The organism is Sulfitobacter sp. W074 (genome assembly GCF_025142275.1).
Taxonomy (GTDB): domain Bacteria; phylum Pseudomonadota; class Alphaproteobacteria; order Rhodobacterales; family Rhodobacteraceae; genus Sulfitobacter; species Sulfitobacter profundi.
Map to the genome: position 1 here is coordinate 319,302 of NZ_CP081130.1, position 13,728 is coordinate 333,029.

Genomic DNA, 13,728 nt, shown 5'->3' on the forward strand with positions numbered 1-13,728 from the left:
GAGTACCGCACGCGCAATGAAAGGAAGAACCATGACTAACTATGCAAATTCCCTACGCAAGCTGACCCTGACCACGGCTGTCACGGCGCTTATGGCCGCCCCGATTGCTGCACAGGCTCAGACCGCCGATGTCGGCGTTGGCGCTGATGTGAATGCCGAAGCAAACGCCGGTGTAGGCGCCGATATGGCCGACACTGCGACCGGTGCTGGTGTCGCGGCGGGCGCCGATAGCGCCATCTCGGCCGACACCGATCTGAACGTCGAAGACCGGGTCGCTGAGAGCATGCCGGGCGAGAGCGACACGGATGTCGATATCGCGCTGGATGGCAGCACCGTGGCCGTCGCGTCGGACGACACTGTCATTGGCACGATTTCCAATGCGGAACCACAGGCCGATGGCTCTGTGCGCTATTCCATCGATCTGGCCAATGATTTCGCTGCCGATAGCGACCGCGCAGTCGTGCAGATCGACCAAGATGTTGACGCCGAAGGCCAACTTGTCATCGGCATGACAGGCGAAGAATTCGCCGCAGCCCTGACCCAGCAAGTGAATGCGGGCAACGCGGCGCAGACCCGGACCAACTAAGACGGGTCACTCCCAGGGCGTTTCTCTCCCCCGCCCGGAGGCCGGCAGCACGAAAGTGCTGTCGGCTTTTTTATGTGCCGGGGCAGGGTGCTTGTCGGCTTGCAAATGTCTTGGGGGGCGGGTACCTCGCAATAGTTATGATATAACATATCGAATCATGACCCACGTTACATCACGGAGAACGACATGCCCCACACATCCGCATCCCCGCTTTTCTTTCTGACGCTCAGCGCTGGCATTGCCCTTTCGGCCCCCGCCTTCTCCGATACGAAAGAGGCATCGCATGACCACGACCATTCCCATGCGCATGACCATGCCCACGGCCAAGACGACATCTACAAAGGCTATTTCGATGACGCACAGATCAAGGACCGGCCCCTGTCAGATTGGGCGGGTGAATGGCAATCGGTCTACCCGCTCTTGCAGCAGGGCGCGCTGGACGAGGTGATGCAGCACAAGGCCGAAGACAGCGACAAAACAGCGGCGGAGTACAAAGCCTATTACGATGTCGGCTATGCCACGGATGTGGACCGCATCACCATCGAGGGCAACGCCGTGACCTTCTTTCGGGACGGGGATCCGGTGCAGGGGCGCTATGCCAGTGATGGCTACGAAGTGCTGACCTACGAAAAGGGCAACCGCGGCGTGCGCTATGTCTTTGCCAAAGAGGGTGGCGATGCCGAAGCGCCGGGCTTTATCCAGTTCAGCGACCACATCATCGCACCGCAAAAGGCCGATCACTACCACCTCTACTGGGGTGACGATCGCGCCAAGGTTCTAGAGGAATTGACAAATTGGCCGACCTATTTCCCCGCCGAGATGAGCGCGTCTGAGATCGCGGCGGATATGCAAGCGCATTAAGGGCGGCCATCCAGCATGTCTGGCAGAAAGCGAAACCTGCGAAGCGGGCTGAAACAGCGGCGGCGTCAGGGGGATCCGATGGCGGCCTATGACCGATTGCCGCCCCCGCTTAGGGCATGGCTGGCGCAGGCGGCGCTGCCATGGTCGCCGCAGTCAGCCCATCGGCTGTGGTGTCGGGCCTTGCAGCGTTGCGAAGGCGATGCGGTGGGGGCCGACCTCCACCTAAGCCGCGCAGAGCACCGGATGCTGGCGCAGGACCGGTTGCAGAACTGAGCAAAAACAAACGGGGCGCGCCCTAGGCACGCCCCGTTCTATCAATCGTCTCAGGTGCTTAGACCGACAGGCAGACGTATTTCATCTCAAGGTAGTCTTCGATCCCGTGGTGGCTGCCTTCGCGGCCAAGGCCGGATTGCTTGACCCCGCCAAAGGGCGCAAGCTCGGTCGAGATGATGCCGGTGTTCACGCCAACGATGCCATATTCCAGCGCCTCGGCCACCTTGTAGACGCGGCTGAGGTCCTTGGCATAGAAGTAAGAGGCAAGGCCAAAGATCGTGTCGTTCGCCATGGCGATCACGTCGTCCACATCGTCGAACTTGAACAGCGGCGCGAGGGGGCCGAATGTCTCTTCCTTGGCGACCTTCATGTCTTGCGTCACGCCGGTCACGATGGTCGGGCCGAAGAAGTTGCCGCCCATGTCGTCCTTGGCGCTACCTAAAATGATCTCGGCCCCGTTGTCGACCGCATCCTTGATGTGCTCGCGTACCTTGTCCGAGGCTTCGGGGTTGATAAGCGGGCCAAGGTCAGTGCCCTCTTCGAGGCCGTCGCCGACCTTCATCTTGCTCACCCGGTCCTTCAGCTTGGCCGCGAATTCGTCATAGACGCCCGCCTGCACATAGATCCGGTTGGCGCAGACGCAGGTCTGGCCATTGTTGCGGAACTTGCACATGATCGCGCCTTCGACGGCGGCATCAAGATCGGCGTCGTCAAAGACGATGAACGGCGCGTTGCCGCCCAGTTCCATGGAGCATTTCATCACCTGATCGGCGGCCTGTTTCAGCAGGATGCGCCCAACCTCGGTGGAGCCGGTGAAGGTCAGCTTGCGCACGGCGGGGTTCTCGCAGAATTCCTTGCCCACAGCCGAAGACGAGGAGGACGGCAGCACGTTGAACACGCCCGCCGGAATGCCCGCACGTTCGGCCAGCACACCCATGACGATGGCCGAGAGCGGTGTCTCAGCCGCCGGACGTGCCACGAAGGAACAGCCCGCCGCCAGCGCGGGGGCCGCCTTGCGGGTGATCATCGCATTGGGGAAGTTCCACGGCGTGATCGAAGCGGCAACGCCGATGGGCTGCTTCATCACCATGATGCGCTTGTCGCGCTGGTGGCCGGGGATCATCTCGCCGTAGACGCGCTTGGCTTCTTCACCGAAGAACTCGATGAAGGAGGCGCCATAGGCGATCTCGCCCTTGGCTTCGGCCAGCGGTTTGCCCTGTTCGGCGGTCAGGATGGTGCCCAGATCGTCTTGGTTCTCCATCATCAGGTCGAACCATTTGCGCATCACTGCCGCGCGTTCCTTGCCGGTCCAGCTGGCCCAGTCTTTTTGCGCCTTTTCGGCTTGGGCAATCGCACCCGCGACCTGTGCACGGCTGAGGTCGGCGACCTGTGCGATGACATCGCCCCGCGCGGGATTGGTCACGTCAAAGGTGCCGTCTTCACCGTCGACCCATTGGCCACCGATATAGGCGCGGGTTTCAAGCAGGCTGGGGTCTTTCAGCAGTGATTTCAGATCCGTCTTAGCATCAGTCATGTCATCTCTCCGCTATTCTCTATAGCCTCCAAAGCAACAACGAGTATGATTGTCCAGTTCAGTTTGATCAAATCCGGGGTGGGAGACCCAAATGATGCTAGATGACGCCTATGCAAATGCTGCCAATATCGACGGGGCCGACGGCTTTCCGCCCCGCTGGGAAAAGGAGGCGGAGGCATTCCGCGCATCATTGGGGGCGCGGGCGCAGTTGAATGTGCGCTACGGCCCCTCGGACCGTCAGAAGTTCGATTTCTTCCAGCCCGAGGGCGTCTCGCGCGGCACGGTGGTTTTCGTGCATGGCGGCTATTGGAAGGCCTTCGACAAGAGCTATTGGTCGCATCTGGCCGCCGGTCCGCTGGCGCGGGGCTATGCCGTGGCGATGCCGTCTTATGACCTTTGCCCCGATGTGCGTATCTCTGAGATCTCCACGCAGATCGCCGCTGCGCTGACCGAAGTGGCGAACCGCACACAGGGCACCATCGTTCTGTCGGGCCATTCGGCGGGCGGGCATTTGGTGGCGCGCATGACCGACCCCCTGCTGCTCGGGGCCGAGGTGCGCGACCGGATCACGCGGATCGTGCCAATCTCGCCCGTGGCTGACCTTGCCCCGCTGCTACAGACCCAGATGAACGACACCCTGCGGCTGGACGAGGCCGAGGCCGAGGCCGAAAGCCCGATGAACATGACCCCGCCGCACGGCGTTGATGTCACCGTCTGGGTGGGCGCTCAGGAGCGGCCCGCCTTCCTTGAACAGGCCGAGAATTTCGCCCGCAGTTGGGGCGCGAAACAGGTCGTGGCCGAGGGCAAGCACCATTTTGACGTGATCGACCCGCTGGCCGAGCCGGACAGCGGTCTGACCAAAGCGCTATTGGGCAGCTAAGCCCCAAATTTTACGGCAGATGCCCTGCGTTAATGCACGTAAGGCATTTGCCGCAGTGCCGCAGAAACACTATGTCAGAGGGGCAAAGGCCCCTGTTCGGCCACGCGACGCAATTGAAAGGGCCGAAGATGAGAATCGTTAAATGGGTGTTCTGGGTGACCGTCTGGGTGCTGGTGGCGGCGTTCTTCCATTATACCCTGCCGCAGACCGATATCGTCCGCGTCACGGACACCTATGAAAAGCGGATCGACTTCGGCAACAGTTCGATCTTCTGGGCCGGCTCTGCGACGGATAGTGCCGGGCTAGCGGTCAACCGCGATGTCTTTTTCATCCAGACCCGCCGCGCCAAGGGCGATGTCATGGTTTACCGCAACGAAGACACCGGCTGGGGCTGGCCGCCCTATTTCAAATTCGACACCGCCAACCTTCAGGCCGAGGCGGCGGATGCCCGCAGCACCACCGGCGCGCCGCAGTATTATGCGCTGAAACATTACGGTTGGCGCAGTGAGCTTTTGTCGATCTACCCCAATGCCATTTCGCTCCGCGCGGTCGAGGGGCCGGAGGCGAGCAAGGGTATCCCCTTTGTGACCATCATCGTGCTGACCCTCGTGGCGGCCCTGTTCTATGCCATCTGGGTGCGCTGGCGGCGGTTCCGCCGCGCGCGGTTGGACCCAAGGATCGAGGCGATCGAGGATGACTTCGCCGCGCGCCGAGGGCGCTTTGCCCGGTGGCGTGCCGAACGACGCGCGCGGAAGTAACCTCACCAAGAACTGTAAACGCTGAGCGGGGCAGGTAGCGTCCCGCATTCAGCTAAATTCTGGTATTCCATCCTATATGGACATCATCCTCGTCACCACAATCATTGCGTCGCTCTTTGTCGTTATCGGCTTGGCGGAACCCTTTGCCGCGCGGTTGCAACTGCCATTCAGCGTGATCCTTGCGGTCGTGGGGATCCTCATCGGGGCCTCGGCGATCTTTTTCCTGCGCACCGATCTGACGGATGCGCTGAATCCGATGGCGGCGGCCATTCTGGGGCTGCCGATCCGGTCTAACGTCTTCCTGTATGTCTTCCTGCCGACGCTTTTGTTTCAGGCGACGCTGGGGATGAACCTGCGGCGCATGGTGGATGACTGGGTGCCCATTCTCGTGCTGGCCGTGGTGGCCGTGGTGGTGGCGACCGTTAGCATTGGCTACGCGCTGTTTTGGGTCAGTGCCATCCCGCTGGCGGCCTGCCTCCTGATCGGGGCGATCGTTTCGACCACGGACCCTTCGGCGGTGGTCTCGATCTTTCGCTCGATCTCGGCCCCGCGGCGGTTGGCGCGGATCATTGAGGGTGAGAGCCTGCTGAACGACGCCGCCGCCATCGCCCTTTTCGGTCTGTTCATGGGCTATGTCATGCTGGGCATTCCCGACCCGGAACTGGGCAGCGCACTTGCGCAATTTCCGATGTTGATCGCGGGCGGGGCACTGGTGGGCTGGCTGGGCGCGCGGGTCGCGGTTTGGGTCATGGCGCTGTTCGCACGGCATGAATTGGCGCAGCAGTCGATCTCGGTCGCGTTGCCCTATCTGGCTTATATCGTGGCGGAGCAAAGCGTTGGTGCGTCTGGGGTGATCGCCGTGGTCGCGGCAGGGCTGACGCTGAACCTGACCGCGCCGGGACGGCTGCCGCCGCAGGCGCTGACCAACCTGCGTGAGCTTTGGGATGTGTTGGCCCATTGGGCGGGGGCGCTCATCTTTATCCTCGCTGCCCTGCTGATCCCGCGTCTGCTGGAGGAAGTCCGGCTAGAGGACTTTTTCCTCATTGCCATGGTTGTGATGGCTGCCATCTTCGCACGCGCGGTGATCCTTTTTGGTCTGCTACCCTTGCTGACCGCGGCAAAGCTTTCTCCGCCAGTTGAGCGGCCGTACCGCGCGGCGATCCTTTGGGGTGGGCTGCGCGGGGCGGTTACGCTGGCGCTGGCGCTGGCGGTGACGGAAAGCGTGCGGGTGCCGGATGATATCCAGCGGATCGTGGGTATCTTGGCCACCGGTTTTACGCTCTTTACCCTGCTGGCCCAAGGTACGACGCTGCGTTGGATCATCGGGCGGCTGGGGCTGGATCAACTGTCGCCCATCGATCACGCGCTGTCGCGGCAGGTGATCGCCGTGGCCCTGCAGACCGTGCGCGAAGACGTGGCCCAAACGACCGAGAATTACGATCTGAACCGGGATATCGTGCGCTCCGAAGCCAAACGCTTTGGCGAACGGCTTGAGACGGCGGTCAAGACCGCGGAGGAGGCGACCGATATCCTTGACCGGGACCGGATCGCGCTTGGTCTCATCGCGCTGGCAGGGCACGAGCGCGACACGATCCTCGCGCGGGTGCGGGAGCGGACGATCTCGGCCCGGATGGCTGATCTGGTGCTCTCGGATGCGGACCGGCTGATCGAAGGGGCGCGGACCCAAGGCCGCAGCGGGTACCAGCGCGCGGCGCGGCGCAGCGTGGCCTATGGGCGCACCTTTCGCGCGGCGGCGGTGCTGCACGGGCGCTACGGCGTTTCGGGGCCCTTGGCGCGGATGACGGCGGACCGCTTTGAAATGCTGCTGTCGCAGCGGCTGATCCTGCGCGATCTGGGCACCTTTATCGATGGGCGTATTCGCCGCATTCACGGGCGGCGGGTGGCGGAATTGCTGCACGATCTGCTGGCGCGCCGCATCGAAGGCATCGAAACCGCGCTAGAGGGGCTGCGGCTGCAGTATCCGGGCTATGCCGAGGAACTTGAGCGGCGTTTCATCCGCCGTACAGCGCTGCGGCTGGAAGAACGTGAATACACGTTGATGCGCGAAGACGGGCTGTTCGGGGCTGAGGTCTATACCGCGCTGATGCAGGAATTGGCCACGCGGCGCACGGCGGCAGAGGGGCGTCCGGGCCTTGACCTTGCCGTGCGGCGCGGCGCTTTTATCGAACAGTTTCCGCTGTTTACGGATCTGGGTGAGGGCGCGCTCAAACGGCTCGGTCGGGTGCTCAAAACCCGCTATGTAGATATCGGCGATGTGGTTTTGCACAAGGAAAGCCCTGCACGCAGCGTGTTTTTCATCGCCTCGGGCGCGGTCGAGTTGGAAAGTGCAGGTCAGACTTGGCGATTGGGTCGGGGGGAGATGTTTGGCCAGATGGCGATCCTGACGAACCGTGTGCGCCGGGTGGACGTCCGCGCCATCGCACCGACAACGCTTTTGGTGCTGGACGAAGACCGCTTTCGCCGCCTGCTGGAACGGAGTGCGGCACTGCGCGACGCGGTGCGGGCCAGCGCAGAAAAGCGCGGCATCGATCCGGTGGATTTGATTTCGGGGGGCGGGGCTGGATAGGCTGCTTGGCAATCGCGGACGGGGTGTTTGGGGCCGGTGTTGCGCACCGGTATTTGAAAAAGGATGAAGATAGGGGGGGTGCGGCCGGTAGGGGCGGCCGCACCTTGGGGGTGAGGTTAGTCGTCTTGGGTGATTTCGCCGGTGGAGGCGTCAATCAGCACCTCGCGTTCGCCTGTCGCATCGGTCAGTTCGACCTCATAGACCATGCGGTCATCTTCATCGTCGAGCGAGAGTTCCTCGATCCTCGTGCCGTCTTGGCCTTCGAGTTCGGCCAGCGCTTTCATCAGCACATCGCGGGAGGTGCCAGCGGCGCGCAGTTCATCTTCTTGGAAGAGGCCGCTGAGGAAGCTGGTGAGCTGTTCTTCGGATTGCGAGATCACCTCGCCGGTTGCGGCGTTGACGGTGATTTCGTAGACAGCCTCGCCGCGGACAAGGTCAATTTCATAGACCAGCGCGTCGCCTTCGGTTTCGATCTCGGCTTCCAGTACGCCGCCGTCGATGCTGCTTTGTGCGGCTTTGATGGCCTGGGACATGCTGACGCGCTCGGCCTCTGGGGCGGTCTCTTGGGCGAAGAGCGCAGCGGGGGCGATCAGGAGAGATGCGGCAAGGGCGGTGAACTTATGTGGCATGGGAAACCTCATGAAATGTGTTGCGGTTTGCCGGCCCCCTATTGGGCGACGGCGTTCGCGGTTCAACGCTTGGCAAAGCGGGGTGTTCCATGGGGCAGGGAGGCCCGCGTTAATCCGCGAAGAGGTTGTCGCTCTGGGCGATTGCGCGGGCCTTGTCCTCGCTCACGTTGAGAAAGCGCGCGAGGGCTGCGGCGTTCGTTTCGGTGTCGGCGTATTCAGAGAGGCGCGTATAATTTTCAAACTGCGCGTCACGGATCTGGTCGACCTCATGCAGCATGTTCCCCCGGATTGTAGGCAGCAGGCGCGAGAGGTTTTCCTGCGAGGTCTGTTCCCCGGTCAGGCCGATGCGCAGGGCGTGGCCGGTGAGATAGGCATCTGTCAGCTTGCATTCGACTTCGAGCATGCGCACCTGTGCGCGATCTGAGGCGAAATCGCGCAGCAGGTCGAGGTTGGATGTATCAATGCAGACGATTAGCCGCCTGCTGTCGTAGTAGTCATAAAGCATCCGCATCAAGGCGCGCCGGTGGCGGGTGCGTTTTTCCAGCGAGGTTTGAATGCCGCCGAGATCGGGCAGGGGGGTGTCTTCTTCGTTGAAGAGGAAATCCACCGCCGGGAGGCCGGTTTCCTGACGTATCCGACCGACGAGCCGTTTGGCGACATGCCATTTCTTGGCGAGGATGATCAGCAATTCACGCTCGCGGCCAAGGCTGGCTTCGGTCTCCCAAAAGCGGGGGGCGAAGCGGCGGCCGATGCGGCCCCTTGCGGTGAGGAAGTCGAATAGGTTGCGGCCTTCGTCGCTGATCTGAAATTGCACGCCTTGGGCGGCATAGAGCAGGCCGAGGCGGCGTTTGAGGTCCAGCGCTTCGGGGCTGATTTTGCGCGCGAAGAGGTGGTTTTGACCGAGCAGCAGATCGTAGTGATCGTTGTAGAATGTGACCGGCATGCCGTAGTCGGAGAACAGCAGGAAGGTCAGGCTGCGGTTGGAGATTTCGGCCTCGGGGACGAGGTGGCGCACGAGGGTTTGAAAGAAGGTCTCATCCGGGATCCATGTGCTGCGGAAAAGGCGCATCACGTCGCGGCGGCGATGGGTGAATGCCATCAGCGCCTCGATGGTGCGGCGGCGCAGGCACCACCATTGGCTGCCGATTTGCACCTGAAGGTCGGCGGGGATTTTGCGGGTGAGGCCAAGGCGTTTCTGGGCCTCGAACATCGCGTAGAACCGCTTGCGCTGTGTGCGCTCGTTGAACCAGTGGCGATAGATCAGCCGCTCTTCTTTCCAGCCGGTCTTGATCCAATCGCTGTCGAAATAATCCACGCTTTCGATGAAGTCGGTGTCATTCTCATCAAGAAACTGATGCGCGTATTCTGCCGATTTGATCGCCATGCAATCGCCGGACATCAGGTAGAAATGCGTGGCGCGGGGGAAGCTTTGCAGTGCGGCGGTGAGCGTATCCAGCGTGGCCTGCACCAAAGACCATTCACCCCAGCCGCAGCGGGTGCGTTTGCGCGGGAAGGTGACGCTGGGGTTGTCGCCAAGGGCGGCGGTGATCTGGGCGTAATCCTCGGCACTGGCGGAAGCGTCAAAGTGGATCGCCATATAGTCGCCCACGGCGGTCAGCCGCTCGGCCTGCCGGATAACAGCCTCCGGATCCTTGTGGCACAGCAGGATATAGGCAATTTTCGCCATGCAGGATACCGAATGTCCTTGTCGCGGCCCGCTTGCATCGGCCTTTTGTCGTGGATCACTTACCTAGTTAATCGTGAAGACCGATTGAATAAACAGCATTTCTTTGCTTTTTTGCGCGAAGGCCAGATTGTTGCTTAAAACAGTCAGCGCCAGCAGGAGGCGAGTGAGCATGGGTTTTCCCGGAACATGGATGACGGAGAGCGAGAGCATGGTGTACCGGGTGGTGCCCAAATGCGCCTGTTCGACCATCGGGCAGATCATGTTTTATTCCGATCATGGCGAATTCTTTGACGGCGACATCCATGATGCCAAGGCAGGCATCCACAAATGGGCCTTGGATGCATCGCAGGGGCCGATCACCGATAATGTGACGGCGCGCAAGTCCTATGCCTTTACCTGCGTGCGCAATCCCTACACGCGGGTCCTGTCGTCCTTTTTTGACAAGATTTGCGGCATCCAGCGCAATGGGCGGCGGTATCGCGGCAATTTGGTGCCGCTGCTGGTTCAGAAATACGGGATCGACGTGGGCGGCGATGACGGCAAGCAGGAGTTTGACCAGATCGCGAGTTTCCGGCGTTTCTTGCTGTTTGCGCGTGATACCATTCGTTGGCGGCGGCCGATGGACCCGGACATTCACTGGTCTGCGGTGTCGGGGCACGTCAGCACCTTCATCATCAACGGTGGCACCTACGATAATATCTTTTGGACCGAGCAGTTTAACGACGGCATGCAGCAGGTGCTCGATGCCGTGGACACGCCGCATAAGGTTGATCTGGCGGCGATCCCCCGGTTCAACGAAAGCGAGGGCCACGGGCCCAAGCGGGCGCATCCGGTTGAGGATTACTTTGACGATCTGTCGATGCATCTGATGCGCGAGATCTATAAGCGCGACTTCGATCTGTTCAAATATGACTTCGACAATCCGGGGAACAAGCTGCCCGTGGGTGAGATTGATCTTGATGAGGTGCACGCCAAACTGGGTGACTGAGCGGCTGCATCTTGCACCGGGGCGGGGGGCGCTCTACATGCTTTGGCATGTCACAGGTCAAATCCAGCTCCAAATCCGATCCGAACTACAAGGTGATCGCCGAAAACCGCCGTGCGCGGTTTGATTACGCTATCGAAGAAGACATCGAATGCGGCATCATCCTTGAAGGGTCCGAGGTGAAATCTCTGCGCGAAGGCGGGGCGAATATCGCCGAGAGTTACGCCGCCGTGGAGGATGGCGAGCTGTGGTTGGTGAACTCTTACGTGGCGCCCTATAAGCAGGCCAAGACCTTTCAGCATGAGGAACGCCGCCGCCGCAAGCTGCTGGTCAGCCGCAAGCAATTGGCGGACCTGTGGAACGCGACGCAGCGCAAGGGCATGACGCTGGTGCCGCTGGTGATGTATTTTAACCATCGCGGCATGGCGAAGATCAAGATCGGTGTGGCCAAGGGTAAGAAGCTGCATGACAAGCGCGAGACGGCGGCGAAACGTGATTGGTCGCGGCAGAAGCAGCGGTTGTTGAAGGATCATGGCTGATACGCACGGCAGGCCCGGAATCAAGCCGCAGGCGCCGGGCCATCGCCTGCCCGTACCGGCGGGCTGGCGATTTGGTGAGGCGGGCGCCTCCTTGACGGCACACATCAAAGCTGAACCATAAAATGGTGCCAACAGCCCGTAGCATCGCCACCCCACGGGCAGGCGATGGCCCTCCTTACACCTCTCAAACCCCCTTCCACTTGCCAGCATCCCCTACCGGTTATAGTCAAGGGCAACGCCCGCGACGAAGGAGGCCCCGATGGCCGACGATCCCAAGACATTGGTTTCAACCGACTGGTTGGCTCAGCACCTGAAAGACCCGGACCTGCGCATCCTTGATGCCTCGTGGTATCTGCCCGACGCCGGACGCGACCCAAAGGCCGAGTATGACGCCGCCCATATCCCCGGCGCGCGGTTCTTTGACATTGAAGAGATCTCTGACGCGCGGTCGGACCTGCCGCATATGGCGCCGCCGATCGAAAAATTCATGTCGCGCCTGCGCGCGATGGGCGTGGGTGATGGGCATCAGGTGGTGGTCTATGACGGCGCCGGGCTGATGTCGGCGGCGCGTGTCTGGTGGCTGTTCCGCCTGATGGGGCAGGAGAATGTCGCCGTGCTCGATGGTGGTCTGCCCAAATGGCAGGCCGAGGGGCGCGAAACCGAAGATATGCCGCCCGTGCCGCGCGACCGCCACATGACCGTGCGCTTTCAGAACCAGTTGGTGCGCGATGTGACGCAGGTCGCCCATGCCTCGAAACTCGGCGATCCGCAGATCGTGGACGCCCGCGCAGCCGCCCGCTTCCGCGGCGATGCGCCAGAGCCACGCGAAGGGCTGCGCGCAGGCCATATTCCCGGCGCACGCAATGTGCCCTTCACCGAATTGCTAAACGACGACAAAACGATGAAGACCCCCGAACAGACCCGCGCCATTTTCGAGGCGGCGGGCGTGGACCTTGCCAAACCCGTCATCACCTCTTGCGGGTCGGGCATCACCGCCGCCGTGCTGGCGCTGGCGCTGGAGCGGGTGGGTCACCGCAAATGGTCGCTCTATGATGGCTCATGGGCTGAGTGGGGCATGTTCCCCACCGTGCCCGTCGCCACCGGCGCGGCTTAACCCTTTTTAGTTACCTTCCAACCGGAGAACCCCATGTTCGAGACGCTCAAGGCGCAACCCGCTGACAAGATCCTCGCCCTTGTACAGGCCTACCGCGAAGACCCGCGTGACACGAAGATCGACCTCGGCGTCGGCGTTTACAAAGACGCCAGCGGCAACACCCCGGTGATGCGCGCCGTCAAAGCCGCCGAGCAGCGCATCTGGGAAAACCAAGACACCAAGGTCTACACCGGTTTGGCTGGTGATCCGGCCTATACCAACGCGATGGCCGCGCTTGTGCTGGGCGATGCCGTGCCGCGCGGTGCGATTGCCGCCGCCGCCACCCCCGGCGGGACCGGCGCGGTGCGTCAGGCGTTTGAACTGGTGCGCATGGCCAACCCCGAAGCGCGCGTTTTCGTCTCTGACCCGACATGGCCGAACCACCTGTCGATCCTGTCCTATCTGGGCATAGAAGTGGTCAACTACCGCTATTTCGATAGCGCGACCGGCGGCGTGAACTTCGATGGGATGATCGAAGATCTCAAAACCGCCAAAAAGGGCGATGTGGTGCTGCTGCATGGCTGCTGCCACAACCCAACCGGCGCGAACCTTAACAGCAGTGAATGGGACGCGGTGATCGAAGTGCTGCAAAGCACCGGTGCCGTGCCGATGATCGACATCGCCTATCAGGGCTTTGGCGACGGGCTGGAAGCCGATGCCGCCGCGACCCGCAAAGTGGCGTCTTCGGTGCCCGAATGCCTGATCGCGGCAAGCTGTTCCAAGAACTTCGGTATCTACCGAGAGCGGACCGGCATCCTGATGCTGGTCGCTTCTGAGGCGGCCCAAGGGCTGAACCAAGCCACCTTGGCCTTTCTCAACCGCCAGAACTACAGCTTCCCGCCCGACCACGGCGCGCGGATCGTTTCGACCATCCTGACCGATGACGCGCTCAAGGCCGACTGGCAGGCCGAGTTGGAAGACGTGCGCAACGCCATGCTTGCCCTGCGTGAGCAGCTCGCCGGTGAATTGCAGCGCCTGTCCGGGTCGGACCGCTTTGGGTTCCTCGCCCAGCACCGGGGCATGTTCTCGCGCCTTGGCACCACCCCGGACAAGGTCGAAGCGCTGCGCGAAAAGCATGGCATCTACATGGTTGGTGACAGCCGTATGAACATCGCAGGGTTGAACCAAAACAGCGTGCCAATTCTGGCCCGCGCGATCATCGACGTAGGCATCTAACGCTATTTCGGGCCGCGCCTGCCGCGGCCCGAACATCCTGCCGACCCAAGCGTTGATAACATAACTGGGCACTATGCCCC

At 61.7% G+C, this 13,728-nt stretch carries 14 protein-coding genes; 10 read left to right on the forward strand and 4 right to left on the reverse strand.

Annotated elements, in window-relative coordinates; all coding sequences use genetic code 11:
• Nucleotides 1-31: 31 nt before the first annotated feature.
• The 3 genes from K3762_RS01605 to K3762_RS01615 all read left to right on the forward strand — a co-directional run bounded on the left by K3762_RS01605 (nucleotide 32) and on the right by K3762_RS01615 (nucleotide 1,720).
• Complete coding sequence (locus K3762_RS01605) at nucleotides 32-586, forward strand: hypothetical protein (RefSeq protein ID WP_260011126.1); 555 nt, start codon at nucleotides 32-34, stop codon at nucleotides 584-586.
• A 186-nt stretch (nucleotides 587-772) separates the two neighbouring features.
• Nucleotides 773-1,447 (forward strand): metal-binding protein ZinT, encoded by a 675-nt coding sequence (locus K3762_RS01610; RefSeq protein WP_260011128.1) that lies wholly within the window; start codon nucleotides 773-775, stop codon nucleotides 1,445-1,447.
• A 15-nt stretch (nucleotides 1,448-1,462) separates the two neighbouring features.
• Complete coding sequence (locus tag K3762_RS01615; RefSeq protein WP_260011131.1) at nucleotides 1,463-1,720, forward strand: DUF6525 family protein; 258 nt, start codon at nucleotides 1,463-1,465, stop codon at nucleotides 1,718-1,720.
• A 58-nt stretch (nucleotides 1,721-1,778) separates the two neighbouring features.
• On the opposite strand, the gene K3762_RS01620 is transcribed toward K3762_RS01615, so the two are convergent.
• Entirely contained in the window at nucleotides 1,779-3,254 is a 1,476-nt protein-coding gene (locus K3762_RS01620) for an NAD-dependent succinate-semialdehyde dehydrogenase (protein ID WP_260011133.1), read from the reverse strand.
• 91 nt (nucleotides 3,255-3,345) lie between these two features.
• Here K3762_RS01620 and K3762_RS01625 point away from each other — a divergent pair, with 91 nt between their 5' ends.
• The 3 genes from K3762_RS01625 (at nucleotide 3,346) to K3762_RS01635 (ending at nucleotide 7,479) form a co-directional block, all read left to right on the forward strand.
• Nucleotides 3,346-4,134, forward strand: a complete 789-nt coding sequence (locus tag K3762_RS01625; protein ID WP_260011136.1) for an alpha/beta hydrolase — start codon at nucleotides 3,346-3,348, stop codon at nucleotides 4,132-4,134.
• A 128-nt stretch (nucleotides 4,135-4,262) separates the two neighbouring features.
• Nucleotides 4,263-4,892 (forward strand): DUF1523 family protein, encoded by a 630-nt coding sequence (locus K3762_RS01630; protein WP_120349950.1) that lies wholly within the window; start codon nucleotides 4,263-4,265, stop codon nucleotides 4,890-4,892.
• Between the two features lie 76 nt (nucleotides 4,893-4,968).
• Nucleotides 4,969-7,479: a cation:proton antiporter gene (locus K3762_RS01635; protein WP_260011140.1), complete on the forward strand. Its 2,511-nt coding sequence runs from the start codon at nucleotides 4,969-4,971 to the stop codon at nucleotides 7,477-7,479.
• A gap of 116 nt (nucleotides 7,480-7,595) precedes the next feature.
• Here K3762_RS01635 and K3762_RS01640 read toward each other — a convergent pair whose 3' ends face one another.
• The 3 genes from K3762_RS01640 to K3762_RS01650 all read right to left on the reverse strand — a co-directional run bounded on the left by K3762_RS01640 (nucleotide 7,596) and on the right by K3762_RS01650 (nucleotide 10,056).
• Nucleotides 7,596-8,108: a PepSY domain-containing protein gene (locus tag K3762_RS01640; RefSeq protein WP_165935542.1), complete on the reverse strand. Its 513-nt coding sequence runs from the start codon at nucleotides 8,106-8,108 to the stop codon at nucleotides 7,596-7,598.
• Between the two features lie 109 nt (nucleotides 8,109-8,217).
• Nucleotides 8,218-9,795, reverse strand: a complete 1,578-nt coding sequence (locus K3762_RS01645) for a DUF5928 domain-containing protein (RefSeq protein ID WP_132444076.1) — start codon at nucleotides 9,793-9,795, stop codon at nucleotides 8,218-8,220.
• A gap of 63 nt (nucleotides 9,796-9,858) precedes the next feature.
• On the reverse strand, nucleotides 9,859-10,056 hold the full coding sequence (locus K3762_RS01650) for a hypothetical protein (RefSeq protein WP_260012847.1): 198 nt from the start codon (nucleotides 10,054-10,056) through the stop codon (nucleotides 9,859-9,861).
• Here K3762_RS01650 and K3762_RS01655 point away from each other — a divergent pair.
• From K3762_RS01655 to K3762_RS01670, 4 genes are all read left to right on the forward strand, one after another.
• On the forward strand, nucleotides 9,965-10,783 hold the full coding sequence (locus K3762_RS01655) for a sulfotransferase family protein (RefSeq protein ID WP_132444077.1): 819 nt from the start codon (nucleotides 9,965-9,967) through the stop codon (nucleotides 10,781-10,783). The genes K3762_RS01650 and K3762_RS01655 overlap by 92 nt on opposite strands.
• 47 nt (nucleotides 10,784-10,830) lie before the next feature.
• Entirely contained in the window at nucleotides 10,831-11,319 is a 489-nt protein-coding gene (gene smpB, locus K3762_RS01660) for an SsrA-binding protein SmpB (protein ID WP_067266812.1), read from the forward strand.
• Between the two features lie 259 nt (nucleotides 11,320-11,578).
• Nucleotides 11,579-12,433, forward strand: coding sequence for a 3-mercaptopyruvate sulfurtransferase (gene sseA, locus K3762_RS01665; protein WP_260011146.1), 855 nt, complete (start codon nucleotides 11,579-11,581; stop codon nucleotides 12,431-12,433).
• 33 nt (nucleotides 12,434-12,466) lie between these two features.
• The gene (locus K3762_RS01670; RefSeq protein WP_260011149.1) at nucleotides 12,467-13,648 is read left to right on the forward strand and encodes an amino acid aminotransferase; all 1,182 of its coding nucleotides are present in this window, start codon (nucleotides 12,467-12,469) and stop codon (nucleotides 13,646-13,648) included.
• Nucleotides 13,649-13,728: the final 80 nt, after the last annotated feature.